The 25807-nt window shown below is 46.7% G+C and carries 25 protein-coding genes; 12 read left to right on the top strand and 13 right to left on the bottom strand.

Annotation, left to right across the window (positions count from 1 at the left end):
• Positions 1 to 185: 185 nt before the first annotated feature.
• The 5 genes from mpl to UXZ23_RS03310 all read left to right on the top strand — a co-directional run bounded on the left by mpl (position 186) and on the right by UXZ23_RS03310 (position 5460).
• Complete coding sequence (gene mpl / locus UXZ23_RS03330) at positions 186 to 1574, top strand: UDP-N-acetylmuramate:L-alanyl-gamma-D-glutamyl-meso-diaminopimelate ligase (RefSeq protein WP_320819229.1); 1389 nt, start codon at positions 186 to 188, stop codon at positions 1572 to 1574.
• Positions 1571 to 2236: a flavin prenyltransferase UbiX gene (locus tag UXZ23_RS03325; protein ID WP_320819228.1), complete on the top strand. Its 666-nt coding sequence runs from the start codon at positions 1571 to 1573 to the stop codon at positions 2234 to 2236. The genes mpl and UXZ23_RS03325 overlap by 4 nt, the downstream gene beginning before the upstream one ends.
• Positions 2229 to 2591: a hypothetical protein gene (locus tag UXZ23_RS03320; RefSeq protein ID WP_320819227.1), complete on the top strand. Its 363-nt coding sequence runs from the start codon at positions 2229 to 2231 to the stop codon at positions 2589 to 2591. The genes UXZ23_RS03325 and UXZ23_RS03320 overlap by 8 nt, the downstream gene beginning before the upstream one ends.
• A 10-nt stretch (positions 2592 to 2601) precedes the next feature.
• Positions 2602 to 5073: a thrombospondin type 3 repeat-containing protein gene (locus UXZ23_RS03315; RefSeq protein WP_320819226.1), complete on the top strand. Its 2472-nt coding sequence runs from the start codon at positions 2602 to 2604 to the stop codon at positions 5071 to 5073.
• Positions 5074 to 5262: 189 nt separating this feature from the next.
• Complete coding sequence (locus UXZ23_RS03310; protein ID WP_320819225.1) at positions 5263 to 5460, top strand: DUF2175 domain-containing protein; 198 nt, start codon at positions 5263 to 5265, stop codon at positions 5458 to 5460.
• A 28-nt stretch (positions 5461 to 5488) separates the two neighbouring features.
• Here UXZ23_RS03310 and UXZ23_RS03305 read toward each other — a convergent pair whose 3' ends face one another.
• On the bottom strand, positions 5489 to 6229 hold the full coding sequence (locus tag UXZ23_RS03305; protein WP_320819224.1) for a glutathione peroxidase: 741 nt from the start codon (positions 6227 to 6229) through the stop codon (positions 5489 to 5491).
• Between the two features lie 182 nt (positions 6230 to 6411).
• Here UXZ23_RS03305 and UXZ23_RS03300 point away from each other — a divergent pair, with 182 nt between their 5' ends.
• A complete protein-coding gene (locus UXZ23_RS03300) occupies positions 6412 to 6789 on the top strand; it encodes a hypothetical protein (protein WP_320819223.1) in 378 nt (125 codons plus the stop codon).
• Positions 6790 to 6795: 6 nt separating this feature from the next.
• On the opposite strand, the gene UXZ23_RS03295 is transcribed toward UXZ23_RS03300, so the two are convergent.
• Positions 6796 to 7338 (bottom strand): YbhB/YbcL family Raf kinase inhibitor-like protein, encoded by a 543-nt coding sequence (locus UXZ23_RS03295; protein WP_320819222.1) that lies wholly within the window; start codon positions 7336 to 7338, stop codon positions 6796 to 6798.
• A 29-nt stretch (positions 7339 to 7367) separates the two neighbouring features.
• Positions 7368 to 9104: a diguanylate cyclase gene (locus UXZ23_RS03290; protein ID WP_320819221.1), complete on the bottom strand. Its 1737-nt coding sequence runs from the start codon at positions 9102 to 9104 to the stop codon at positions 7368 to 7370.
• Positions 9105 to 9304: 200 nt separating this feature from the next.
• Here UXZ23_RS03290 and UXZ23_RS03285 point away from each other — a divergent pair, with 200 nt between their 5' ends.
• Positions 9305 to 10153, top strand: a complete 849-nt coding sequence (locus tag UXZ23_RS03285) for a sugar nucleotide-binding protein (protein ID WP_320819220.1) — start codon at positions 9305 to 9307, stop codon at positions 10151 to 10153.
• Here the strand turns inward: UXZ23_RS03285 and UXZ23_RS03280 are convergent.
• The 4 genes from UXZ23_RS03280 to leuS form a co-directional block, all read right to left on the bottom strand.
• The gene (locus tag UXZ23_RS03280; RefSeq protein ID WP_320819219.1) at positions 10145 to 10738 is read right to left on the bottom strand and encodes a hypothetical protein; all 594 of its coding nucleotides are present in this window, start codon (positions 10736 to 10738) and stop codon (positions 10145 to 10147) included. The genes UXZ23_RS03285 and UXZ23_RS03280 overlap by 9 nt on opposite strands.
• Positions 10739 to 10998: 260 nt before the next feature.
• Positions 10999 to 12006 carry a DNA polymerase III subunit delta gene (holA, locus tag UXZ23_RS03275; RefSeq protein ID WP_320819218.1) on the bottom strand — a complete coding sequence of 336 codons (1008 nt, stop codon included), beginning with the start codon at positions 12004 to 12006 and terminating at the stop codon, positions 10999 to 11001.
• The gene (gene lptE / locus UXZ23_RS03270) at positions 12003 to 12527 is read right to left on the bottom strand and encodes an LPS assembly lipoprotein LptE (RefSeq protein WP_320819217.1); all 525 of its coding nucleotides are present in this window, start codon (positions 12525 to 12527) and stop codon (positions 12003 to 12005) included. Before lptE ends, holA begins: the two co-directional genes overlap by 4 nt.
• Before the next feature lie 42 nt (positions 12528 to 12569).
• On the bottom strand, positions 12570 to 15149 hold the full coding sequence (leuS, locus tag UXZ23_RS03265) for a leucine--tRNA ligase (protein WP_320819249.1): 2580 nt from the start codon (positions 15147 to 15149) through the stop codon (positions 12570 to 12572).
• Positions 15150 to 15378: 229 nt separating this feature from the next.
• Here leuS and UXZ23_RS03260 point away from each other — a divergent pair, with 229 nt between their 5' ends.
• The 5 genes from UXZ23_RS03260 to UXZ23_RS03240 all read left to right on the top strand — a co-directional run bounded on the left by UXZ23_RS03260 (position 15379) and on the right by UXZ23_RS03240 (position 21897).
• Complete coding sequence (locus tag UXZ23_RS03260) at positions 15379 to 16491, top strand: porin (RefSeq protein ID WP_320819216.1); 1113 nt, start codon at positions 15379 to 15381, stop codon at positions 16489 to 16491.
• 9 nt (positions 16492 to 16500) lie between these two features.
• Entirely contained in the window at positions 16501 to 17079 is a 579-nt protein-coding gene (locus UXZ23_RS03255; RefSeq protein ID WP_320819215.1) for an FMN-binding protein, read from the top strand.
• Positions 17079 to 17804, top strand: a complete 726-nt coding sequence (locus UXZ23_RS03250; protein ID WP_320819214.1) for a PepSY domain-containing protein — start codon at positions 17079 to 17081, stop codon at positions 17802 to 17804. The genes UXZ23_RS03255 and UXZ23_RS03250 overlap by 1 nt, the downstream gene beginning before the upstream one ends.
• 141 nt (positions 17805 to 17945) lie before the next feature.
• Entirely contained in the window at positions 17946 to 20564 is a 2619-nt protein-coding gene (locus UXZ23_RS03245; RefSeq protein ID WP_320819213.1) for a LuxR C-terminal-related transcriptional regulator, read from the top strand.
• 151 nt (positions 20565 to 20715) lie between these two features.
• Positions 20716 to 21897, top strand: coding sequence for a hypothetical protein (locus tag UXZ23_RS03240; protein ID WP_320819212.1), 1182 nt, complete (start codon positions 20716 to 20718; stop codon positions 21895 to 21897).
• Between the two features lie 46 nt (positions 21898 to 21943).
• Here UXZ23_RS03240 and yacG read toward each other — a convergent pair whose 3' ends face one another.
• From yacG to UXZ23_RS03210, 6 genes are all read right to left on the bottom strand, one after another.
• Positions 21944 to 22138, bottom strand: coding sequence for a DNA gyrase inhibitor YacG (yacG, locus tag UXZ23_RS03235; RefSeq protein WP_320819211.1), 195 nt, complete (start codon positions 22136 to 22138; stop codon positions 21944 to 21946).
• Between the two features lie 36 nt (positions 22139 to 22174).
• Entirely contained in the window at positions 22175 to 22774 is a 600-nt protein-coding gene (gene coaE, locus UXZ23_RS03230; protein WP_320819210.1) for a dephospho-CoA kinase, read from the bottom strand.
• Between the two features lie 39 nt (positions 22775 to 22813).
• Positions 22814 to 23701, bottom strand: coding sequence for an A24 family peptidase (locus tag UXZ23_RS03225; RefSeq protein WP_320819209.1), 888 nt, complete (start codon positions 23699 to 23701; stop codon positions 22814 to 22816).
• 4 nt (positions 23702 to 23705) lie between these two features.
• A complete protein-coding gene (locus UXZ23_RS03220) occupies positions 23706 to 24611 on the bottom strand; it encodes a type II secretion system F family protein (protein WP_320819248.1) in 906 nt (301 codons plus the stop codon).
• A 12-nt stretch (positions 24612 to 24623) separates the two neighbouring features.
• Positions 24624 to 24935 carry a hypothetical protein gene (locus tag UXZ23_RS03215; RefSeq protein ID WP_320819208.1) on the bottom strand — a complete coding sequence of 104 codons (312 nt, stop codon included), beginning with the start codon at positions 24933 to 24935 and terminating at the stop codon, positions 24624 to 24626.
• A gap of 44 nt (positions 24936 to 24979) precedes the next feature.
• Positions 24980 to 25807, bottom strand: an 828-nt coding sequence (locus UXZ23_RS03210; RefSeq protein ID WP_320819207.1) for an ATPase, T2SS/T4P/T4SS family, incomplete at its 5' end; no start/stop codon positions are given.

Here is a 25807-nt window from a genome sequence, read left to right as displayed (position 1 = left end):
CCACACCGATAATCCTATGGCCATAGCTCACACTTAAATAAGAATGGCAGGCTATGTTCACCATCACTGGCTTTCTTAGCGCTACATGCATGCACTGAATTATTCACGGGTTCCCGTGATGTTAGTGCTTGCTCCGCAGTAAAGGGGCAGTACACTAACGGTTTAATCCTAAAGCGGTAGGGAACATGCGACTGCACATTCTGGGCATTTGCGGCACCTTTATGGGGTCTCTTGCTCAATTGGCCAAAGCACTAGGCCATGACGTTTCGGGTTCTGACGCGGGGGTTTACCCGCCAATGAGCGATCAATTGCACGCCGCTGGCATTGAATTGATAGAAGGCTTTGCGCCCGAAGGCATTCCTGCTGATGTCGATCTCGTTATTGTTGGCAATGCCATGTCCCGCGGAAATCCGTCGGTTGAGTATGTGTTGGATCGGGGGATTCCTTATACTTCTGGACCGCAATGGTTAGGCGAATTTGTGTTACGAGGACGTTGGGTTGCCGCCGTTTCCGGTACTCACGGCAAAACAACAACGGCCAGTATGCTGGCGTGGATTTTAGAATATGCGGGTATGAAACCCGGATATTTAATTGGCGGAGTGCCACAAAACTTCAGTGTATCAGCGCGCTTGGGCGACTCTCCTTTCTTTGTGATTGAGGCCGACGAATACGATACGGCTTTTTTCGATAAGCGTTCTAAGTTCGTTCATTACCTCCCTCGTACTGTAATTATGAATAATCTTGAGTACGATCATGCTGATATTTTTCCCGATTTAGCCGCGATTGAACGTCAGTTTCATCATCTTGTTCGTACCGTTCCTGCCTCCGGGCAGATTGTATTGCCGGCGGGCGAAGAAGCTTTGGAACGCGTGCTTAAGCAAGGCTGTTGGACGCCAGTAGAGCGAATAGGCCAGGATCTAGCCGCTGCCACGTGTGAATGGCAATGGCGTTTAGATAGCGATGATGCCAGCTGCTTTACTGTAATCTACCAGGGTGCAGATGCAGCGCAGGTGAACTGGTCGTTAAGCGGGTTACATAATGTGCGCAATGCTGTGGCGGCTGTCGTGGCGGCACGCCATATGGGGGTAACGCCTAATATCAGTGCTGAAGCACTGGGTGAGTTTCAGTCAGTAAAGCGTCGGATGGAATGTGTTTCTGGTGACGCTACCATTCGTGTTTACGACGACTTTGCTCATCATCCAACGGCAATTGCGACAACACTAGCCGGTGCGAAGGCACAACAGAGAGCAAGGCAGCCTAATGGCGGACGCTTATTCGCGATATTAGAGCCGCGTTCAAATACCATGAAGCGTGGACACCATAAGGACCAGTTGGCGGTGTCGGTTAGCAGCGCTGATCGGGCGTTTTGGTACCAACCCGCGGACATGGGCTGGTCACTGGAGGATGTTGCTGAGCGTTGTGATATTCCGGCACAAGTGCATAGTGATCTTGATGAGCTGGTGGCGGCAGTATTGGCTGAAGCGCGCCCGGGTGATTGGATTGTATGTATGTCGAATGGTAGTTTTCAGGGGGTGTCAAAACGTTTGGCAGCCCTAGTGGGTGAATATAAATGACGACGATGAATGGCAATCGCAGGCAGCGTATTTGTGTTGCGCTTACCGGCGCTTCGGGCTCGTTGTATGCTTTGCGTCTCATAGAAGTTTTATTAGCTGCAGACTGTCATGTTGATGTGATGATTTCGAAAGCGGCGCTTCTCGTTCTGGCCACTGAAACGGAAGTCACCTTGTCGGCTAAACCGCAAGCTGCAGCAGCAGCACTGCATGCGCGCTATGGTGTTGATGCTGAGCGTTTACGTGTCTTTGGCAACGAAGATTGGATGGCACCTTGGGCATCTGGCTCTGGTCAACCAGGGCCGGTTGTTATTTGTCCTTGCAGTACTGGAACCTTATCCGCTATTGCTACTGGTGCTAGTAACAATCTTATCGAGCGAGCTGCTGATGTAGCCCTCAAAGAACGCAGAAAACTTATTTTAGTGCCGCGTGAGACGCCGTACTCGGAAATACACCTGCAAAATATGTTAAACCTCACCCGTATGGGAGCGGTTATTTTACCTGCGAGTCCGGGGTTTTATCATGAGCCAAAACAGATAACCGATTTAATTGATTTTATTGTGGCCAGAATTCTTGGCCAATTAGAGCTTCCTCAAACGCTGATGCCAGCGTGGGGAAAAGACATAGTTGTAGAGCCGAAAGCGGCGGAGCCTAAGCATGACTGAACAAAACAGTACCCCTGAAGCAGAAGAGCAAGATATCGCTAAATGGTGCGTCTTGAGTTTTATGGGCGGTATTATCGTAGCGGCTTTGGCTCTCGAATATTACGGCTTTATTCAACATCCTAAAGATGCTGATACGGCTTTAATTTCTGAGTTTAAATTATTGTCGCTAAGCCCAGAACACGAAATTAAAGTATCACCAAAAATGTCGGGTAAAGAAGCCTTTTGCGTCGATGGTTATATCTTACTGCGTCCGACGAATGGTAATGCAGTGGCGGGTATTTTAGTTGACGAAAAAAATCGCGGTGTGCAATGTCAGCACAGTTTGACACCAACGGTCGGTGAACCTTCAGAATAATAAGAGCCTTATGCGCAGCTACTACTCCACATTATTAATTTCGTTATCGCTGGTTAGCTCACTCAGTTTTGCTGCGCTAAACGATATTGATGGCGATGGCATTCCGGATCATCTCGATACTGACCGAGATGGCGATGGCTTATCCAACTTTATGGAGCAGACGGGCGGAACCAATCCTGATGTTCCAGACCAGTTTGATACCGACGATGATGGCATTCCGGATGCTATCGACGACGATATAGATAACGATGGCGTGCCCAATCAGCGCGACTCTTTTCCGCTTGATGGTAGCGAATATCGAGATACAGATGGCGATGGCGTTGGCGATAATTCCGATCTCGATCGTGATGGCGATGGCGTGCGTAATGATTTAGAAGAAAAGTTGGGCTATAACCCCAACGACATTCGTTCTCGTCCAAAAGATAGCGACGGTGATGGCTGGCCCGATTTGCTCGACGATGACATGGACAACGACGGCTATAAAAATAGCGATGATGCCTTTCCTCTCAATGCCAGTGAGCATACGGATATGGATCACGATGGTATTGGCGATAATTCCGATCCGGATAAAGACGGCGATGGCATTAGCAATAAATTGGAAGTGCTTGCTAATACCGATCCCGACGATCAGTTTTCAGTGCCACGCGATGTTGATCGTGATGGTATTCCCGATATGCTTGATGAAGATCGGGACGGCGATGGCGTCAACAATGCCAAAGATCTTTATCCGGATAACTCGGCTGCTTGGGCAGATACCGATGGTGATGGCATCCCGGATAACGAAGATGCTGATGCGGATAACGATGGCATTGCCAACGTATTAGAAATGCACCTTGGTACAAATGCCTTGGATGCTAGCAGTCGTCCCGTGGACACCGATGGTGATGGCATGCCGGATTATTTTGATTCCGACGTTGATGGTGACGGTACCGAAAATAATCTCGATGCTTTTCCCAAAGATGCCACTGAGTGGCTCGATACTGATGGCGATGGTATTGGCGATAATTTAGATACTGATAGAGACAATGACGGTTTCAGTAAAGAAATCGAAGCGCTGGCAAATAGTGATGATCTGGATGCAAACAGTAAGCCTGCCGATCTCGATGGCGATGGGTTAGCTGACGTTGTTGATCTCGATATCGACGATGATGATGTATTAAATGACGATGATGCCTTCCCTTATGATCCAAGTGAGTCTCTCGATTTTGATGGTGACGGCATTGGTGATAATAGCGATCAAGATTTAGATAACGACGGCATTAACAACGAGTTTGAACGGTCACTCAGTTACGATCCATACGATGCTAATAGTAAGCCTGATGATATGGACGGTGATGGTATTCCTGATGCCCTTGATAGCGATATGGACGGCGACACTTTATCTAACGTCATGGATATGTTCCCGCGAGATCCTACCGAATGGTTTGATACCGATCTTGATGGTATCGGTGACAACACCGATCCTGATCGGGACGGCGATGGCATTAGCAATGCCTATGAATTGCGTGCCGGTACCGATCCATCTGACGCTAATTCTGTGCCGCCTGATATGGATGGTGATCGTATTCCCGATGTTCTAGACGATGATATTGACGGTGATACCCATCTCAATGGTGCAGATGCTTTCCCTATGGATGCCAGTGAGTGGCACGATATGGACGGAGATGGCATTGGCGATAACACCGATTTAGATATCGATGGCGACTTAATTTCTAACGAGTATGAGCTTAGATTGGGCTATCGGCACTTGGACAATTCCCATGTGCCACCAGACCTTGATGGTGATCGCGTTCCAGATGAATTGGATGATGATATCGACGGTGATGGTTACCTCAATACGGATGACCGTTTCCCTCGTGATCGCAAAGAGTGGGCTGATACGGATAAAGATGGTGTCGGTGACAACACAGACGGCGATATTGATGGTGATGGTATTATCAATACCTACGAAGTGCGGTTGAGTACAGATCCCTATGATGCCGCTAGTCGTCCTCGAGACCAAGATGGTGATGGTTTACCTGATGCCATCGATGACGATCGGGATGGCGACGGAGTGACCAATGGTAGCGATTTGTTCCCAGATAATCGCTTGGAATGGGCCGATTTAGATGGCGACGGTATTGGGGATAACAGCGATTCTGATTTGGATGGCGACAGCTATTCGAATAACGAAGAATTGGCCGAGGGCACCGATCCACGGTCAGCTTCGTCTTATCCAGATCATGAACCACCGGTGTTGGAGGATGCCCATTGGCTAGAGGAAGAACCAACGCTTACGGGTATGCTGTATGACGATGGCCTAGGTGTAAAACGTGTGTGGCTGCAAAGCCCAATGGGAGATGTCTGTGAAGGCTATGTATCCTACATTGGTCACTTTAATGTCACCTGTCCGATTCGTGCAAATAGTACTCGCTGGATTTTGTACGCGGAAGATCATGCTGGTAATCGGATTGAGGAAGTATTTGACACCGACGGTCGCTAGTTGGAATTGACGAAGAGTGGTTAATTTGTTCATTCTTCGTAAATATCGGCGAAATCGGTTTCTGCGAAAAAAAGTATGATTCCTTAACTATACTGGAGGTAACTCCTCCAGTTAGGTGCGATAAAGACTGTTATGTCCCTCAATTGTATTTTTTGCAATAAGTTGGTCTTTGGTACGACCGGTGTAACTGTGCCTAATAAAGGCCCAGCGCATCAATATTGTTATCAAGCCCACGTTGCTTTAAAGCGGACATTTCAGTCGCTGGATATCGGTGCTCTCAACGAAAGCGAATTTAATGATTTAAAGGATTTGGTCTTGTCGGAAGCGAATGAGCGAGAGCGCAAAAGACGAGGCGCAAGTGATATGGGTGATATTGAGCTGTTTTGACTCAAAACTGAGCCAAAACAGCTAGTTATTACTTTTTAGCTAACCAAGCTTCGAGATCGTCACTGCCACCAATATGAGTTCCTCCGATGAATACTTGAGGAGCGGTTTCTCGTCCCGATACGGCACGCAGCCCTGTTATGCTGGCATCACGTCCCAGCACAATCTCTTCGTATTCCAGCCCTGCTTGTTGTAAATCTTCTTTGGCTTTCGCACAAAACGGACAACCGGGTTTGGTAAAAAGCGCTACTGATTCGGGTAATGCAGCATTGCAATCAATGTAATTAAGCATGGTATCGGCATCAGATACCTCGAACGGATCGCCCGGTTTTTGTGGTTCGATAAACATTTTCTCAATATTACCGTCGCGTACGAGCATGCTGTAGCGCCAGCTACGCGGGCCAAATCCAAGATCCGCTTTATCGACGAGCATGCCCATGCCTTTGGTAAAGTCGCCATTGCCGTCTGGAATCATACGAATGTTGCCGCACTCTTGATCAGCTGCCCATGCATTCATCACGAAGGTATCGTTAACACTGATGCACACAATTTCATCAACGCCATTCTGGGCAAATACTTTGGCGAGTTCATTGTAGCGCGGCAAATGAGTGCTGGAGCACGTTGGCGTGAATGCCCCTGGTAATGAAAACACTACGACTGTGCGCCCTTTGAATAGGTCTTCGCTATTGATAGTGATCCAATCATTATCGCTACGTGCCGCCCAAGTAACGGATGGAACATGCTGTCCTTCGATATTTACTAAGTTCGACATATGCAGTCCTGTCTACGAGTTAAAAAATGATAGTGGTCACAGTATGGCCGAAGTTTTACTTCGATTGCTAAATTATTCATACCATGAAGTGATTAGATACCAGATCTATTTAACGTGATAACACGGGTGCAGTGCCTGTTAGTAAACGCCTATAATAGTGCCAACTTTTTGAGGTCGTATGTATGCTTATTGAAAACAGCTCTGATTTAATTAAACGCCACCAGATGGTGAGACTTCCATCGGGTGTGCCTGCGCATGAGGCAGAGTTAATTAGCGGGCAGGCATTGGTGATTAGCAGTGATGGGCTTGCTGTCTACAGTCGAGCTGGAATGGTGGGTGACCCATTAGGAAATGGCTTAGTACGTTCAGTCGCGATACCGGCCGATTTTTGTTTAACGTTGCAAAATGACGCGTATATACAAGAGCATCGCGCCGGTTATGTTGGTTTGAGTGACGGGCGAGTGTGTTTAATTACGCTCAATGATGTGCAGTTATTTCCATCAAAACAACAAGCCCTGCGCAATCAGAATGAAATTGTGCGGATTGCGCTGGGCAGTTAATTCGTCCTAAGGACGTTGATATAAAGCCTCAAGGGTTGTCTTTTGCAGGGTGTGGCTATTGAGGAAATAGCCCACTAGAGCGCCTGAGCTATCGGGTTCTAAATCTAGCTTATCGGTATCGAGAGCAAACACAGTAAATTGATACCGATGAGCTTGATCGCCGCGTGGAGGACAAGCGCCACCAAAGCCAACACTACCGTAGTCTGTTCTACTCTGTATTGCGCCATCGGGTAGCGCTTCACCTTCGGCGCTTCCTGCACCAGTAGGCAACTCATGAACATCGGTAGGAATATTAAATACCAGCCAGTGCCACCATCCACTGCCAGTCGGTGCATCCGGGTCGTATGCAGTAATGGCATAGCTCTTAGTATTCTCTGGACCGTAGGTCCAGCTTAACTGTGGCGATAGGTTGTCACCGTTGCAACCAAATCCTTTAAATTCTTGAGCGTTCGACATTATTTCACCCGCAGTAATATCACTACTGGTAACTTTAAAATCCGCAGCGGCTGCACTGCTTAGTAGACATAAGGCTAATACTTTAAAATTCATGAGTACTCCTTTATTTTATGGAGGTAGAGTTATGATATGCCATCATCAGGATCAAATAAGGTCATGCTACGGATACAGTTTCTACCAGCAGCTTTAGCAGCATACAAGGCTTTATCGGCTCGTTGATACATGAAATCTTGATGGTTGCGAATATGGGGTACATCCGCACACACGCCAATACTAATTGTTACTGAAAGCTCTGCATTTTGATGGTGCAGTGATAAATTGGCAATTGCACTACGTACTGTCTCTGCAACTTGAAGCGCACCACTCATATCAGTAGAGGGAAGCAGTATGGCAAATTCTTCGCCGCCCGAGCGGTATACGGTATCACTCGGGCGCTTTAAGGTGTCTTGCATTGCTTGTGCGACTTGTTGCAATACTAAATCGCCAACATGATGGCCATGAATATCATTAAATTTTTTAAAATGGTCAATATCCATCAGAAGTAAAGCTAATGATGTGTGCTGGCGAAAGGCGTCATGGTACAAACTGAAAAATCTTTGATCGAAATAACGACGGTTGCGCACTCTTGTTAGTGCGTCGGTAATAGTCTCTTCCTGTAGTTTTGAATTAAGTTGTTCTAAATCTTCAGTGCGCTCTTTTACTTTTTTATCCAAAACATCATTAGCTTCTCGCTGCAAGGAAATGATTTTTTCTTGAGCCTGCATGCGCGCGATACGTTCGCGATTATGGCGTTCAGCTAAACTAATCGCGAGGATGAGTACTTGAAATATCACCCCGAACTCAACCGCATGCACAGTATATTTATTGATATCAAGTACAGCGAATTTTTGTAATGCAAAGAGAATAAAGCCATTAAGCAATAAGAAAATAGATAGTAAATATAACAGGTAGTCTTTTGAACGGTGTTGTATTGCTAATAAAATGCCACTACCGATACCTAGGCTGCTCATGATTATGCCAAGACCTGTCAGGAATCGAATCATAACTTCATAAGGAGCGAATAGAGAAACGAAGCCACTTAATAGCGCCACCCAATTGAGTAGAACTATTAATCTATTAATCGATGGGGCTTCCTCATGCAAACGCAAAAATCGAATACTAAATGCCGTTGATGTGATACAGGTTGCAACAATGCTGATCATTAAAAAATGTTCATTAAATACGGGGTGGTTTGGCCATAAGATTTTATAAGTCCAGCCGTAAATACTGGCAATTAAGAAGCTAAATGATAATAAGCTTGATGAGTAGAGCAAAAATAACGTATCGCGTGTTAATAGAAATATAAGAGCGTTATAGATGATCATTGCTAGCATGATGGCGTAGAAAGCAGAAGCGATAGCGACACGATCGACACGGGCCTGCCAGAATTCATCGGTATGGAATAAATGCAGCGGTACTTCAAGAGCTGAACTTGAACTTACTCGGATATAAACTTGATCTGACGCACGTAAATCTCGCAGAGGCACAACTAAGTTGGGAACGTCGACTAGCCTATCGTTAAAAGGCAAAGCATTACCGATGTTCGCTTCAAAAATGACTTGGCGTTCACGTAAATGAAATAGCTGAACATAATCAAGCAGAGGAGAGTCGATCTCTAGCATCCATGATGTGGAGTCTTGCTGCAGTGTGATTTGTTCTAGATTTACCCTAAACCAGTACTCTCCCTTATGAAAGCCTAAATTGATACAGCATGGATCCATCGGCAGCCACTCATTAGCAGGCATGAAAATGGCCTGCTCTAAAGATAATGAGTAATCCGATTCAAGAGCGTCGACCAATATGGGCTGCGATTGCAACATCTTACTATCCGCGTGGCTTAGTAATGTCGTTGAACAGAGCAGTAGGCACCAAATTAGGCGTAACCAATTTGCCATTTTAAGTAACTTGAGTAGAACTAAAGATACTTACCAGTATAGACAGCCTTCCGCGCTTTGACGGAGTGGCTGCCAGTGGTAATCTTAGGTTCTTTCAATTCACCGGTTTGACTGGGATCTTAATATTGGCTATCAGCAGTTTTCATACCCATATCATTGGTGCAAATCGCCCTGTCGGTAAGTGTCTAACACGCTTATTGGCCGAACAAAACTTCATGTATAAAGGCGTGAGCTTAGAAAGTCGTGAGCGCCAGGGGTTGCAGTCGAGCGGTAGACCCGTCTACGTTCTTACCCCCTCTGTTTATAATTCAGAAGATTTTCAACATATTGAGTTTTGGATTGATCAGGCACGCGCAGAAGATGCTGCGATTGTGCTGCTATCCTCAATGGCAGTAATGGATGCTGCTAATGGTACTTTGGTGGATGAGACTTGGCAGAAGTTTAGCGATACTCAAGTTGCACAACATTTGTTGGCGATTGAGGGGTTGGTTCGGCAAAATCCGCAGCATCTGATTTTACGTGCAGGTCAGGTCTTTTCATTGATGAATGACGATTTTGCTACGCGGCTGCTAACCGCCATTCGTCATGATCAAATTCTGACGGTTGATATGAAACGCCATATTGCACCGACGCCGGCAGATGACGTCGCTGAAGTTATGTTGGCTATGTTTAAGCAAGCCTCTTGTGCGGATCACCTTTGGGGAACCTATCACTTTAGCGGTGTCGAGCCCGTGTCGTCTTATACGTTTGCCGAAGCTCTGCTGTCTGAGGCGCGACAGTATGAAAATCTCGGAGCGGCTGAGTTACATTCGCAGGAAGGTGGGCAAGTGCCGTATATATGGACGCCACTGTCGGATAATACGCTGTTATTTCATAGTTTCGGTATAAAGCCCAAGGCTTGGCGCAAAGGTCTTAGCCGCCTTATTCGCCAATACTATCGTGTCGATACCGCTGACAACTCGGTGTCAGTTTAGATTGAAGGTAGATGATTGTTGATACAAATCCATCAGTTTATCGGTAATGACAGTGCGGATACTTTCGCGTTCTAACCCAGAGAGTCCAGTCAGTTCTTTTAGACGCAGGCGATGCAAATGCAAACATGGAAGCTTGTCGTTAAATTCACGCAAATCACCTTTCATCAATACAGGTAAAAAAGGATCGTCGCTGTTACTGCGCCGTAATATCTGGCGCATGCCTTCCTGAAATGGGATCGGCACTGATCGTACTTTTTTATCTTTATGCGAAATAACCAAATACAAACCTTGTTTGCCTATTAGATTTCCAGGAATTACATGCAGGCCGGTCGAGCTGACAGCATCTGGATTCAGATAGCTGAAGGTGTCGTGGAATGCATATGGATCGGGCAGGATCACCATTTGACGGTGAGCTTCTTCAGGGAAAAAAATGCTGTAGTTCGTGTAGAGCTGTCGAACCGATGATGAAAATACGCAAAAGCGGTTTTCGAATTGCTTCACGAAGCTCATCGCACGCTTGTGCTGGTTAATCTTTTCAAGATTCCAGACTAGATCGCTGTTTTGCTGACGCACGGCAGTATTCATCGGTTCCTCCTTTCTACGGTTCGACACCGTCAATAAACGGTGGCGTTTTGAGCCACATTATTAATAGCTTTTGACGTTTAAGCTATGTTTTCGTACCACTAACTGCTTAAAACTGACAATAAATTGCACATTACCTAGTCTAATCCGGACATTAAAGGCATCTTTGTAAGCAAGTTTGTCGGGGGAGACCAATGAGTTAAGAAAGTATGGCACGCGTTTTATGGATGAAATGTGATCAAGCTAACGCTTTCTTCTGATAGTTAACAGGGGAGATGGTTTTTATGGCCCGTAAGGAGAATCGTTAGTTCTCCAAGTAATAACCAAGGGTCTTGTCCATTACCTTTTGCTGCATTATCGATCGCTTCGGCTTTTTGTAGTGCGGCAAAAAGTTCATTTTGGCGAATCCGTTGCAGTGCCGCCTTGTAAGGAGCTTGTTGTTTTGGCCAGATATTTTGCTTCTTAAACCCCTCGCTCAATTGCTGTCCAGAGTTGTTGTACAAGGCGATTAGTTGACGAATTTTCCGTGTGATAGCTCCTAAAATCATAATAGGTTCAGAGCCTTCGGCTTGCAGATGTGTAAGTATGCGCGCCGCTTCGGCTAAATTGCCTAATAGGCAGGCATCGGCTAAGCCGAATGCATCGAAACGAGAGCTATCGCCGATAGCTTCGTTGATCATGGCTTCGGTAACGGGTGAATCACCTAAAAGACGCAGTTTTTCAACTTCTTGTACCGCTGCAAGTAGGTTACCTTCAGTTTGATGCGCAAGAGCGGCTAACGCTGCAGGTTCAATTTGTAAGCCAACGATCTGTAGGCGACGTTTAAGCCAGCCTGGAAATTGATTGCGTTCAATCGGCCAGATCGGCAGAAATACGCCGGCGCTTTCAATGGCTTTGAACCAAGTACTGCGCTGCACGGTGGCATCTAAGCGGGGGCAAATGATAAGCAGGACGTTGTCAGGATTTGGATGACTGACCATTTGCTGCAAAGCGGCGCCTTTATCAGAGGGCTTGCCATTTGGAATGCGAACTTCAAGGATACGGCGGCTAGAAAATAGCGACATCGCGTTGGCTTCATCAAGCAAGGTGCGCCAATCAAAACCTGCTTCGGCATGAAAAAGTTCGCGCTCTTCTATTCCTGCAGCACGGGCGGCCGCGCGAATTTCATCACAAGCTTCCATGATGAGCAGTGGCTCGTCGCCAGAAACAAGATAACAGCCACTAAGGCCGCGTCTTAATGTTGCTGTGAGTTGATCTTGACGAATTTTCACGGCAGCGCTATCGGTTCTGGCGTAGTGGCGGTTTTATTTTTATCGCCACTGATTCCCTGTAAGCGCCGCAGGAGTTTGCTGGCCAGATCCTTCTCAATGGCTGAACGCTGTTGTCGCTCTTCATTGGCGGTGGCGACGATGTTGTTCACATCATTGTTTAGAGTGCGTCGAGAGCGCACTAAAACTTCGGTATTGATCCCATCTTCAGGGCGCGACACCAGAGCTGTTAGTCGACCATTCAGTTCGTATTCGGCCACTTGTCCGTTGGTACTGACAGATAGCGTTCGACGTTCTATTTCATACGATTGAATAACCAATTGTGCTGGAGCATCGACGGCGTGTTCGGTAAGAACGACGCCGTTGAATTGCAACTGTTGGTTGAGCGCCTGATCAAATCCAGCGTTACCACTGCCTTGCAAATGCAAGATGCGGTAGCCGTCGGGTATTGGAGTGATTCCGCGTAAATGCCAGCCGCAAGCACTGAGAGTAATAACGGCCAACCAAATTAACGAAACGCGCATGCGAACAACCTCTATTGTGTGGTCTTTAAATCGTTGTCGGTATTAACCGACAACGATGTTGACCAATTTACCTGGCACCACGATAACTTTACGCACGGTTTTGCCTTCAAGCTGTTTCTGTACTGCTTCGTCTGCCATTGCCAAGGCTTCTAATTCATCCTTGCCAGCACTAACAGGAACTTCCAGCTTGGCACGCAATTTACCGTTTACCTGAACCACTAAGGTGATTGAATCGCGCACTAAGGCGCTTTCATCAACAACCGGCCAGCTAGCATCAATCACTAGCCCGTCATTGCCAAAGGCAACCCATAAGGCTTGAGTGATATGCGGCGCCATCGGCGAGAGCATACGAATAATTGCGTTCAGGCCTTCACTGACAACACCGCGACCACCTATAGAAGTAAGGTCGAGTTTTTGCAGTGCGTTCATCAATTCCATGATAGCGGCAATGCCGGTGTTGAAGTTATAGCGGCGACCTATGTCATCGCTGACCTTCTGGATGGTTTCATGAACTTTGCGGCGAACGTCTTGTTCGTCTTTGCTCAGCGTCGTTAAATTACCGATGTCTGCTTGTTGCAGCAGTTCGTAGCTTAAACGCCAAACGCGTTGTAAAAACTTCTGCGAACCTTGTACGCCAGAATCAGACCACTCCAGTGTTTGCTCTGGGGGTGCTGCAAACATAGTGTACAAACGCACCGTATCGGCACCGTAAAGCTCAATGGCTTCTTGTGGATCGACGCCGTTGTTTTTCGACTTCGACATTTTAATCATGCCGGAGTATTTAACTTCGGTGTCGTCGCTAGTGCGGCGAGCCGTGAGTAAGCGACCTTTCTCATCGCGCTCAACAGTCACTTCAGCGGCATTAACCCATTCTTTGGCACCGTTTTCAGTGGTGTAGTAAAAGGCTTCCGCTAACACCATGCCTTGGCATAGCAAGCTTTTAAACGGCTCGTCACTTTCTACTAAGCCTGCATCACGCAGCAGCTTGTGGAAGAAGCGGGCGTACAACAAGTGCAAAATCGCATGTTCGATACCACCGATGTATTGATCCACAGGTAGCCAATAATTGGCTTCTTTTGGATCCAACATGGCGTCGTCACAACGTGGCGAACAATAGCGTGCGTAGTACCAAGATGACTCCATAAAGGTGTCGAAAGTATCGGTCTCACGGAATACGGGCTCGCCATCCAGTTCAATGTTTTCGAATTCTGGATTGTTTTTTATTGGCGAGTTAATGCCATCCATGACCACGTCGGTCGGCAGAATAACTGGCTGCAATGACGCTGGTGCTGGCATGGTCTCGCCTGCGGCGTTGCGAATCACCGGAATTGGGCTGCCCCAATAACGCTGACGGCTAACGCCCCAATCGCGTAACCGGTAGTTAGTTTTCACCTCGCCTCTGCCAAGCCCTACTAATTTAGCCGCAATGGCATCGAACGCCTGTTCGAATGCCAAACCATCAAATTCAGCAGAATTAACCAATACACCTTTTTCGGTGAAAGCGGCGACTGCAAGATCAATGTCTTCGCCATTGGTACCCGTAATGACTTGGTTAATGGCTAAATCGTATTTCTTCGCAAATTCCCAATCGCGTTGGTCATGTGCCGGTACGGCCATAACAGCGCCTGTACCGTATTCCATTAATACGAAGTTAGCGACCCAAACCGGTACTTCAGCACCACTGATCGGGTGGATAGCGGTAAAGCCGGTGGTCATGCCTTTCTTTTCTACCGTGGCTAAATCGGCTTCCGCAGTACCAGATTTTTTACATTCATCTAAAAATGCAGCTAACTCTAAATTAGTTTCAGCGGCTTCTTTAGCAAGTGCATGGCCAGCAGCAACCGCAACGTAACTAACACCCATTAGCGTGTCTGGGCGAGTGGTGTAAATCTCTAACTCGTCAGATCGATCTTTTAAGCCAAAGCGCATTTGCACGCCACGAGATTTACCAATCCAGTTGCGTTGCATTGCCTTCACTTGATCAGGCCAGCCTTCAAGCTGATCAAGATCATTTAATAACTCTTCGGCGTAGGCCGTGATGCGAATAAACCACTGTGGGATTTCTTTGCGCTCAACGACGGAGTCGCAGCGCCAGCAGCAGCCGTCGATGACCTGTTCGTTAGCTAAAACGGTTTGGTCGTTTGGACACCAGTTAACAGCAGAGACTTTTTTGTAAGCCAAGCCCTTGTCTATTAATGTAGTGAAAAACCATTGTTCCCAACGATAGTATTCTGGGTCGCAGGTCGCAATTTCACGATCCCAATCATAGCCAAAGCCGAGCGACTTTAGCTGGCCTTTCATGTAGGCGATGTTTTCTTTGGTCCATTTGGCTGGAGCAACCTTGTGCTTAATGGCTGCGTTTTCTGCTGGAAGACCAAATGCATCCCAGCCCATCGGCTGCATAACATTTTTGCCTTGCATGCGCTGAAAGCGCGATACCACATCACCAATGGTGTAGTTACGCACATGACCCATGTGCAAGCGCCCACTCGGATATGGGAACATAGAGAGGCAGTAAAACTTCTCTTTGTTAGTATCGACAACGGCTTTAAAAACCTGATTGGCTTCCCACTGTTGTTGTACAGCAGGTTCGATCGTATGGGGCTGATAAGTCTCTTGCATCATGGTGTCTTAATGAGAATAGGGTGCAATGGATTTGGGCAAAGAGTTTACCTGAATGCGGTTTAAGCGCCTAGGGAAGCTCTGAATTAGTATTGGTATTGATGTATTGGATGCAATTGCCCTCTTCGTAGGTAAACAATAATAATCTGTTAAAGTATTTAATAGTGATTCGCAATTGTGTTATGGTTCTTATCTAACTATTTCACCTAGTAATACTGAGGACTCTTTCATGGATACCCGTTCACTTTTTTTAGCCGCTGCTATGACTTTGCCTGCGGTTGCGGTTGCTGACGAAACAGCGGAGCTCAAAGCTGAAATCGCTGCAATGAAAGCGCAACTTAATAGTCTGGCCGATACGCTCGATCAACAAGCTACGACAAGCTCAACCAATGGTGTATCGATTGGCGGCTATGGTGAGATGCATTTAAATCTCGCCAATGGTGAAGATAACGAAATCGATTTTCATCGTTTCGTGTTGTTTTTCGGCAAAGAATTCAACGAACGCACGCGCTTTTTCTCTGAGTTTGAACTTGAGCATAGTATTGCTGGTGAAGGGAAAAACGGCGAAATCGAGTTAGAGCAGGCCTTTATTGAATACGACGTTGCAGGCACAACGAAAGTGAAAGGCGGTCTGTTTTTGCTGCCCGTAGGTATTTTAAACGCGACGCATGAGCCAGAGACGTTTTATGGTGTAGAACGTAATAACGTTGAAAAGAACATTATTCCGACCACTTGGTGGGAAGGTGGTGTGGCGGTAAGTGGTGATATCGTTGATGGTATTGGTTACGACGTCGCCGTGCATTCAGGTTTGAATTCGGCCACCGGTTCTTTGCGTAGCGGTCGTCAAAAGGTATCAGAAGCACAGGCGAATAAAGCGGCATACACCGCTCGCTTGAAATATACAGCGGTTCCTGGCTTAGAGTTGGCGGCTTCGGTGCAATATCAGGATGATATTATGCAAGGTTCAGGTGCAAAAGAAATTGGTGCTCGTTTGCTAGAAACTCATGCGGTTTATCAAACCGGTGGATTTGCTTTACGTGCCTTGTATGCTCAGTGGAATCTTACCTCTGCTATTAATGACATCACCGCGGGTGCATCCAAACAAAATGGTTTTTATATCGAACCTTCGTATCGCGTAAACAATGTCGGTGTTTTTTATCGCAATAGCGCTTGGGATACCACTGCTGGCGATAGTGCTGACTCTGAAGTGAAGCGTCATGATATGGGTGCCAACTATTGGCTAGCACCAACGGTTGTTGTAAAGGCTGATTATTATCGCGAAAAGCAAGACGGTGACTTGATTGGTACTGGTTACAATCTAGGCATGGGATACAGTTTTTAAAGGATAGTAATGGCGTTGCTTTTTATATTATTACGCAACCTAAGAGGGTTAACGACATTGTCGTTGATCCTTTTTTGTTTGCTATTTCCAAGCCTTAGTAGCGCTCAGAGTGTTTACTACAGTATTGAAGACATCTCGCTCGAAGTTTTTAAGGATGGGGCTCCTGATGCAAAAACCTTGTGGCTGCAGGCTGAACAAAAGCAAGAAGCTCAGCGCATAGCCAATATGGAGTTGCGCCAAGCTCGAATTAAATATTGGCAGAGCGGTGATACTGCCTTGTGGATTCTAAGTGACATTGGCAAAGAGCGACCCATTACTTTTGCTGTGGTGACGCGCGCCCAAAAAATCGAGCGCATAGAGGTCATGATATTTCGCGAAGCGCGGGGCGATGAAATTCGACTTCCTGCTTATACCGCTCAATTTGTTGATCAAATGCTGACTGACGAGGGGAAATTATCTCGCCACGTTGATGGTATTTCTGGAGCAACCTATTCCGTTAGAACGATGAAGCGTATTGCGCGCTTGGCGCTGCTGTTGGACCGTTGGATCGCTCCGAGCAATGCCTCGACTGTCGTTGGAGCTGAGTAATGAAGGGGCGTCGTTTACGATTTTGGCTCTATCGTTGGCATCGCCGTAGCGGTTTAGCGGCTGCATTTATAGTCATATTGGTCACCCTGAGTGGCTTAGCACTCAACCATACGGGTGACTTAGAATTAGATAGGCATTATCCGCAAAGCTCGTTGCTATTGTTGCCGTATGGATCCGCTATTGAGGTTCGACAGGGCATTTCGACGAAGGATGGTTGGCTGTATGTTAGCGATCAGCAGGTTTTATTGGATGCAAAAATACTCGGTGAGTGTTCGCAGTTGATTGGTTTTGCTAGCACCGATAGCGAAATGCTTTTAGTGTGTGAAGAGCAGTGGTTATTGTTGAGTGCGGATTGGACTTTTTTAGAATTAATTGATCCGGCATTTTTTCAGTTAGAACATATCAAAGCGGTTGGCACAGACGAGGAGTACTTTGCGGTTCAAGTAGACCCTGGTCTTTGGTATGAGTTGGACCTTGAAACTTATTCGGCGCAGCTATTGTCTAAAAGCGCAATTGTCTCAGCACAGTACGAGTTAGCTCCATTACCGTTGTCAATCGATGCTAGCCGTAATAAAAGCATCAGTTGGCAGCGATTGCTGCTCGATATGCATAGCGGGCGTTGGTTAGGTACATATGGTGTTTGGTTAGTCGATATTGCTGCAGTTATGTTGTTATTTTTAGCATTGTCTGGCTGCTGGATTTGGTTCAGTAAGACGCGAAAGTAATGAGTTGTAAGTTATTTAGTAACATATCGTAAGTAACCGACCTGATTAGTTGAATCAGGCCTTTCCCTCTGGTTTTATACGGACATATTGCGTTGGGTATATCTCACCCATCGCCTCAAACATACTTTAATAGTTGTGATTATGGATTTTTCTGCGCCTGCAAACCGAGCACGAGATGCATGGTTAACATCCCTTGATCATAAAGCACTGGGTGCTTGGATTGAGCGCAAAGGCGAGCGTCCAGTTCTGGCCACTGGTGGTATCGATCGCAGTGAGATACTGGCCACTGCATTGTCTAAAGCTCCTGTTGTTTGGCTCACCGCTCCCGCTGGATTCGGTAAAACACAAGTTATGGCGAGTTTGGCGGATAAGCAAAGCGCTCAGCAAAGTATTATCTGGTTTACCTTAGACAGTCTTGATGCACCTATGGCTGTATTACTGGAGCATCTTTTGGAGGCCGCAGAGCAGCAGCTTATGGGAACAGCTACTGACGCTTTGGCCCTGTTACGTCAGCCTGACGGTGCTCCACACGCAGAAAAAATTCTATTGCTTTGGTTGCGCGATTTAGCGGCAAGCGAGCGCAAAATCATTATCTTTATTGATGATATCCATTCACTGGTCGACGATAGCAGCTGGCAATTACTCATGGCACTCGTACGCTATCGACCAGATCGTGTGCAACTAGTGTTCAGTGGTCGTTATCGCCCTTTTGCTATCGGCACTGCAGCACTGCAAGATGCCGTTTTTTTAACTATGCCTGACTTGGCATTCAGTGGTACTGAGCAAGAACATTGGCTAGCGAATCAAGGCCTCAAGACTTCATTGGAACTCAGGCAGCATATAGAACAGCGACTGCTTGGTTGGCCTGTGGGTTTAGCTTTGTGGGGAAGTTGTTTTCGCATGGCCGGGCAACCCGATAGTGTGAATGATCAGGTCGCGCTTGCAGAAATGAGTGATTATTTGCAAGGGGAGGTCTTATGTTCACTGTCTCCACCTTTGCAGAGTTTTTTGCGTCAATTAAGTGTTTTAGGGCAGTTTAATGAAGCGCTGTTAAATGATGTCGTAGGCCCAGATTATCATGCGCTTCTCCAGCAAGCGCTGGCGAAAGAATTGTTTGTTGAGCCGCAAACTGAGCGTCAGGGATGGTATCGAATGCATCCGGTCATGGCACAGTGTTTGGCGTCACAACTCCCTCTTGCAGATCGACAAGATCTGCATCGGTTGGCTTATCGTTGGTTAAGTCAGCGGCAAGAGCCGGTGGCTGCATTAACTCATGCATCCCAATGTGGTGACGATGAAGAAGCCGCTCGTTGGGTAGAGTTAGAGGCTGAAAGCATCCTCGCAAATTTAAATATGAACGGCCTAATCAACTGGTTTAGTCAGTTGGATGAACAAATTTTGCTAGCCTCGCCGCGCTTGATGCAAATTGCGGCTTGGACATGGTTGCTAGCTCATCAGGCCGATCGGGCAGATCATTTGATTCAGCGCTTAACCCAAGAAGGGAGTCTTGCTGATTATGAGATCTCTGCCTTGCAAGGCTATCTAGCCGTCTTGCTAGGGCAGCTGAATCGCGCAGATCGACTGTGCCGGTTTGCTCTCGATAATCTTCCTGCCAGTCGCTTTTCGTTACGCATTTTGATGAGTAGTACGCTATCTCACCTATCGTTGTCGGCCAAAGACCCTGATGGTGCGCGCGTATGGAATCGTCTTGCGCAGGATCTTTCGCGGAAATTCCGAGCGCCAGCAATGGAAGCTCTGGCTATGTTTGATCATGCGCGGATTGAATTAAACCGTGGTCATATCAGTCGCAGTATGAGTATTGTTGATCAAGGTCTCGAATTATTAGGAGAGCGGCCACATGAAATGGATCGCTTACCGCGAGGACGTTTACTCTTATATCGCGGACTTCTAATGTGGCTATCAGGCAAAGAACTTGACCAGTTACAAATTGTTATTCAGCAGGGTATTGCTCTAAGTACTCAAGCGCACGATGTCTCTGTGTGTTACGGCTACGCCGTGATGGCGATGCAGTTTACGGCTCAAGGACGTCATACGGCTGCATTGGATGCATTAGATGAAGCGGAACGACGCATGCAAAATTGGCAAGTGGAGCCAGGTACGTATCAATGGCTACACATTGTTCGCGCTAACGTTTGGATATCTCAGGGCAAGCTGAAGCGTGCTAAATATTGTATTGATCCTCTCCTCGTAGGCGCCGACTCGGAGCGGATTCCTCGTCCAGAACTGTTTCCTATGCTGCCCGGATTCACCATCGCAACCTTATCGCGTTTATATCTAGTGGCACATCAACTGGATCAATGCCTCGAGCAAACGGAGCATTGGCTGCGTAATAATGCCGATGGTCTTATGACGACCTTCATTCGTTTAATTCGTGCGGGAGCGCTGGCTATGTCGCAGCAGCAGCACGAAAGTCAACGCCAGTTTGGTTTGGTGCGACGAACTTTAGAGAAAGAAGGCGTTGGTCTTGAATTGCATCAATGGTTGCCTGATCTGGCTCGCCTACTGCAAGGCCCAGATCCGGATAAAATTGCCGAGCTGAGTGCAAAAGCTAGTTTAAGTGATCGGGAATTGGATGTTTTACGACAAATGGCAATGGGTTTTTCTAACCAAGAAATTGCTGATCAACTATACATCTCTCTGCATACCGTAAAGACCCATGCTCGCAAAATTAATGTGAAATTGGGAGCCAAAAGTAGGACTCAAGCGATACATCGTGCGAAAGAGCTGATGTTACTGTAATGACTCATACTAATTTCTTAAATTGCCGGGAAAATGCAGCGCTATTGTTACATTTAGTATGACTTTCGGGTCGTTATGTAACCTGCAATGGTAATCGTCTGTAACCTGTACTAAACCTTTCGATAGGCGACATTTATAGGGGTTTAGGGCGATGACCTACAAGGTTTTGGTGATGGGAGATGCAGACAACGGCGCGTTAGTTGGCTTGCTCGGAAAACAATACGCACTTGAACATGTTGATTCAGTTGATGATTGTATTCGGCAAGTATCAGCAGATGACGTGAAATTAGTTCTGCTTAATATCGTCGATAACCTAAAGACTGTCTGGCTTGACGTCTGTCGTGGGCTTAAAGACAACCCTTCAACAACCGATACGCCAATCGTTATACTCGCCAGTGATTCTGAACTTGATAGAAAAATGGCCTATTACGACGCTGGTTGTGATGACTATGTGAATTCGGAAAGCATGCCTGAGTTACACGTACGTCTAATGCGCGTAATTTTTAACAAAGTCGCAAATGATCAACTGAAGCAACAACTACAACAAGCCAATGAAATGGCGTTTATCGCCATGTCGGACACTTCGGATTTAGGCGTGAATGTTCAGTTTTTGCTCGATGTTAATAGCTGTGACAACCTTGATGAATTGGGTATGCGCGTATTTAAGTCGCTGCAAAGTTACGGCATTAATTGCAGTTTGCAAATTCGCGGACGGCATACCGTAAAAAATATGGAAGCCAATGGTATGGCAAAAGAGATGGAGTCCGTCTTGCTGGAAGAGTGCAAAGATAAAGGCCGTTACGTCGATTTTGGGCGTCGCTCAATCATGAATTACGACAGTGTGTCTTTGTTGGTTAAAAATATGCCGGTGAACGATGACAAAAAGTACGGAGCGATTAAAGATAACGTGTTTTCACTACTACAAGGCGCGGATGCGCGGGTGAAGGCGTTGGATAATTTAGAGTCGCTCGCTATGGAAAGTTTACTAGTGAAGCGGATGGCGGGGCAGATGCGAGATCTGATGAAGCATGTTGATACTTCTTATAAAGGTGTAATGAAGGATATCGCCGACGTTGTTGAAACTATGGCGGATGGCGTTGAGAGTAGCATTCAGTTTCTAGGAATGGACGAGCGCCAAGAGTTGGCATTACAAAAAATCATGGAGAATGGCGTCGTCGATACCAATCGTATATTCAACCAAGGCATGCGAATGGACGAGGGATTGCGTGAATTCTTGGAGCAAGTAGATAATGTTTTTTGTTCAGACTCTGTTGACCACGCTAAGCTTGATCGATTACTTAATGCCATCCCTGCTATTGCCTCGGTGCACTAACTGACCGAGGCGCTGGGGCGTGCCTAGAAGAACGCTCTATCTCGAATTAGTTTAACGTTTTTAGCTGATCCCAATCTTCAGACATTAAAATCTCATCGGCTGGCTTTCCAGGAATCGCGTGACCTTCGCTGGCCCATTCGCCAAGATCTATAAGCTTACAACGTTCACAACAGAACGGACGAAACTTGCTCTCAGGTTTCCATTCCACAGGGGTTTTACAGGTTGGGCAATCCACTTTCATAGTTGTCTCTCTGTGCTTCACTGGATATCTAGTTTGTTAACTCGCCTTGGCAAGTTCTAAATAGTGCTGATGTAGCGGCTCTAATTGCTGATACAGGCTACCTAAATCAGCGCTATTATCAACGATGTCGGTTGCTTTCGCACAACGATCTTCACGGCTCATTTGCGCTGCAATAATACGACGTATGTGTTCCTCATCGTTGCCATCACGAGAGCTGGCACGGGCAACCTGAATGTCGGTAGGAACATCCACTAATAAAGTACGTTGTACCAAGGCGCTTTGACCACTTTCAAATAACAGTGGTGATACCAAAATGGCGTAGGCCGAGTTTGCGCTTTGTAGCTGCTGGATCAAGCGTTCACGGATACGCGGATGGGTTTGTTGCTCTAACCATATACGCTCATTAGGGTCGCTAAAAACCTTACCTCTGAGCCACGCACGATCGAGCGATTGATCACTGAGAAAGGCTTGCTTGCCATAGCGCTCTAGGATTGCTTGCCAAGCGGGTTGATTCGGTTCTACCACTTCGCGAGCAACAACATCGGCATCAACAACCGCGATGCCCAACGAAGCAAAGTAATCACTGGCAGCCGTTTTACCGCTGCCAATTCCACCCGTTAAACCTACTACTAACATACGTACCTTAGCCCATTGTGTGGGTTACAGTTTTAGACGTTAAAGTGTACTTAAGTACCACTCTACGATTTGGTTACCCCATAGTGCTGCAATCCAACCAGCCATGGCTAAGTATGGGCCAAATGGGATGGGTAATTGTCGATCGCGACCTAGAATAATGATTCCAGCAATACCGACGACAGCCCCAACGACACTCGATAGCAGAACAATCACAGGAATAGCACTCAAGCCTAACCAAGCACCTAAGGCCGCTAGTAGCTTGAAGTCGCCAAATCCCATACCGTCTTTACCCGTTAACAGTTTGAATATCCAAAAGATACTCCACAGCAAACCGTATCCAACAGCCGCACCGTAAACCGCGGAGGTTAAATCGGTGAATAGACCTTGGGTGTTAACCAAAAGGCCCAGCCATAGCAGGCCTAATGTTAAGGTGTCGGGTAATATTTGATGATCAATATCGATAACCGACATGGCGATGAGTAGCCATGTAAATACCAACATAGCCGCTAGGGGCCAACCCCAAGGAAATTGCACCAATAGCACCGCACTCATTAATGCGGTGATTACTTCAACGGCTGGATATCTTGGGCTGATTTTAGACTGACATTTCCCGCAACGACCGCGCAGTAATATATAGCTAATTACCGGGATGTTTTGCCAAGCTTTCACTGGCGCTTGGCAAGTAGGGCAGTGAGAATCAGGCTTAACTAAATTGAAGGGCTTAGTTAAGTCCTCCAATGCAGGATGATCGGGCAAATCGTCTTCTAACGATTGGCATTCTTGCTTCCAACTACGAAACATCATAATCGGGAGACGCAAGATAACGACGTTTAAAAAACTACCGACCAATAAACTTAGCAGCGCCACCAAGGCGATATGCCAAGGTGTGCTGAGTAGTGCGAGTTCCGTTAGTACATTAGAAAACATAGGATTAAATAGCATCGCCCATGGCAAATATCGGCAAGTACATAGCGACAATCATGCCACCGATGACCACACCTAAAAACACCATAATGGCAGGTTCAAGTAACGAGGTCATATTATCCACGGCGTTATCAACTTCCGCTTCATAGTAACTAGCTGCTTTATCCAGCATGGTATCTAATGCACCGGATTCCTCACCAATACTGGTCATTTGCACCACCATATTCGGGAATACCTTAGTTGCACGCATGGCAAAATGCATTTGCTGGCCAGATGCGACTTCGTCGCGGATGCTGTATACCGCATTGCGGTAAACAACGTTGCCCACGGCACCGGCGACAGAATCTAACGCTTCGACTAAAGGAACACCCGCGGCGAAAGTTGTTGATAACACCCGCGCGTAACGCGCAACCGATGCTTTCATGATCAAGTCACCAAAAACAGGTGCCTTCAACATGGTTGTTTCGACATTATCGCGAAACGACTGTGATTTCTTCATCCCTTGCATAAAAGCAACGACTAGGAAAATTAGCCCACCAAAGACATATAGGTAATTTGCCTGCATCCAGTCGGAAAGCATCACAATAAACTGGGTTGGTGCGGGTAATTCAGCGCCAAAGCTTTTAAACATCTCATCAAAGGTCGGTACGACTTTGATTAACAGAATAGCGGTTACCCCAAATGCCACCAATAAGGTGATCATAGGGTACATAAGTGCTTTTTTGATTTTAGCTTTCAGTTCTTCGGTTTTTTCTTTGTAGATAGCGACTTTATCCAGCATGGACTCTAGCGCACCCGCCTGCTCACCCGATTCGATCAGGTTGCAGGTTAGTTCGTCAAAATATTGCGGATACTGTCTTAGCGCAGAGGCAAAGTCATTACCGGCTGATACCGAATCGCGAATGGCGTAGATAACTTCTCTAAACTAAATATTATCACCTCCGTCGGCAACAATATCGAACGACTGTACTAACGGTACACCCGCTTTCACCATGGTAGCCATTTGGCGCGTGAAAAAGGTGATGTCGGCAGGTTTGATACGTTTCTTTGTTACTCCGCCGCCTAAACCAAATAAAGGTTGCGATAAGCGTTTGATTTTTTTCGGCTCAACACCTTGCTTGCGCAACTGTGCCTTTACCATCGCGGGGTTTTGACCGCTCAGCTCACCCTTGACGGTTTGTCCGCGGCGATTCGTGCCTTCCCATTGGAAAGTCATTGTTTTTATTGGTTTAGCCATAGGATTCTGTCTTCCATCATTCAGGGTTCAATAGTGACAGAGCGTCAGTCGGTTGTCACACGGTTTGCTTCTTCTAGGCTAGTGACGCCTTGGACGACTTTTTTAAGCGCCGAAGTACGCAGATCGGCAAATCCTTCTTTTCGAGCAGCATCCGAAATTTCAATAGAATTACCACCTTCCATAATAATGCGCGATATTGAATCCGTAACGCGCACCACTTCATATATACCGACGCGGCCTTTGTAGCCATGGTTGCAGTGTTCACAACCCACCGGTTTGAATATTTCGGCGTCTGCAAGTAATTCATCGGTAAAGCCAACTTCTTTCAGTGTGTGCTCTGGGATTTCTGCGGGGACTTTACAGTGCACGCATAAGCGGCGAGCTAAACGCTGGGCAATAATTAAACTGACTGAGGTGGCGATATTAAATGATGGCACCCCCATATTGGCCAAACGTGTCAGTGTTTCGGCTGCACTATTGGTGTGCAGGGTAGACAGTACTAAGTGGCCTGTTTGTGCGGCTTTAATCGCAATTTGAGCCGTTTCTAAATCTCGAATTTCGCCCACCATCACCACATCAGGATCTTGGCGCAAGAAAGATCGCAGTGCGGCAGCAAAGTCGAGACCGACACGGGCATTCACGTTAACTTGGTTGATACCTTCCAAGTTAATTTCCACGGGATCTTCTGCGGTGGAAATATTGGTGCCTTCCACGTTTAAAATATTTAGGCCGGTATAGAGCGAAACGGTTTTACCTGAGCCGGTAGGTCCAGTCACCAAGATGATGCCGTGGGGACGATGAATTAAAACGTCAAAGCGATCACGAATACTTTCGGTCCTCCCTAGATCTTTCAGGTTGAGTCGTGCTTTGGT

The sequence above is a fragment of the Thalassolituus sp. genome (assembly GCF_034111725.1).
In the GTDB taxonomy this organism is placed as follows: Bacteria; Pseudomonadota; Gammaproteobacteria; order Pseudomonadales; family Oceanobacteraceae; genus Thalassolituus.
This window is presented reverse-complemented; position numbering and strand designations above follow the sequence as displayed.

Coding starts and splice junctions, on each gene's coding strand:
- mpl (WP_320819229.1), top strand. CDS start 186: ATGCGACTGCACATTCTGGGCATTTGCGGCACCTTTATGGGGTCTCTT.
- UXZ23_RS03325 (WP_320819228.1), top strand. CDS start 1,571: ATGACGACGATGAATGGCAATCGCAGGCAGCGTATTTGTGTTGCGCTT.
- UXZ23_RS03320 (WP_320819227.1), top strand. CDS start 2,229: ATGACTGAACAAAACAGTACCCCTGAAGCAGAAGAGCAAGATATCGCT.
- UXZ23_RS03315 (WP_320819226.1), top strand. CDS start 2,602: ATGCGCAGCTACTACTCCACATTATTAATTTCGTTATCGCTGGTTAGC.
- UXZ23_RS03305 (WP_320819224.1), bottom strand. CDS start 6,229: ATGTCGAACTTAGTAAATATCGAAGGACAGCATGTTCCATCCGTTACT.
- UXZ23_RS03300 (WP_320819223.1), top strand. CDS start 6,412: ATGCTTATTGAAAACAGCTCTGATTTAATTAAACGCCACCAGATGGTG.
- UXZ23_RS03295 (WP_320819222.1), bottom strand. CDS start 7,338: ATGAATTTTAAAGTATTAGCCTTATGTCTACTAAGCAGTGCAGCCGCT.
- UXZ23_RS03290 (WP_320819221.1), bottom strand. CDS start 9,104: ATGTTGCAATCGCAGCCCATATTGGTCGACGCTCTTGAATCGGATTAC.
- UXZ23_RS03280 (WP_320819219.1), bottom strand. CDS start 10,738: ATGAATACTGCCGTGCGTCAGCAAAACAGCGATCTAGTCTGGAATCTT.
- lptE (WP_320819217.1), bottom strand. CDS start 12,527: ATGCGCGTTTCGTTAATTTGGTTGGCCGTTATTACTCTCAGTGCTTGC.
- leuS (WP_320819249.1), bottom strand. CDS start 15,149: ATGCAAGAGACTTATCAGCCCCATACGATCGAACCTGCTGTACAACAA.
- UXZ23_RS03260 (WP_320819216.1), top strand. CDS start 15,379: ATGGATACCCGTTCACTTTTTTTAGCCGCTGCTATGACTTTGCCTGCG.
- UXZ23_RS03255 (WP_320819215.1), top strand. CDS start 16,501: ATGGCGTTGCTTTTTATATTATTACGCAACCTAAGAGGGTTAACGACA.
- UXZ23_RS03250 (WP_320819214.1), top strand. CDS start 17,079: ATGAAGGGGCGTCGTTTACGATTTTGGCTCTATCGTTGGCATCGCCGT.
- UXZ23_RS03245 (WP_320819213.1), top strand. CDS start 17,946: ATGGATTTTTCTGCGCCTGCAAACCGAGCACGAGATGCATGGTTAACA.
- UXZ23_RS03240 (WP_320819212.1), top strand. CDS start 20,716: ATGACCTACAAGGTTTTGGTGATGGGAGATGCAGACAACGGCGCGTTA.
- yacG (WP_320819211.1), bottom strand. CDS start 22,138: ATGAAAGTGGATTGCCCAACCTGTAAAACCCCTGTGGAATGGAAACCT.
- coaE (WP_320819210.1), bottom strand. CDS start 22,774: ATGTTAGTAGTAGGTTTAACGGGTGGAATTGGCAGCGGTAAAACGGCT.
- UXZ23_RS03225 (WP_320819209.1), bottom strand. CDS start 23,701: ATGTTTTCTAATGTACTAACGGAACTCGCACTACTCAGCACACCTTGG.
- UXZ23_RS03215 (WP_320819208.1), bottom strand. CDS start 24,935: ATGGCTAAACCAATAAAAACAATGACTTTCCAATGGGAAGGCACGAAT.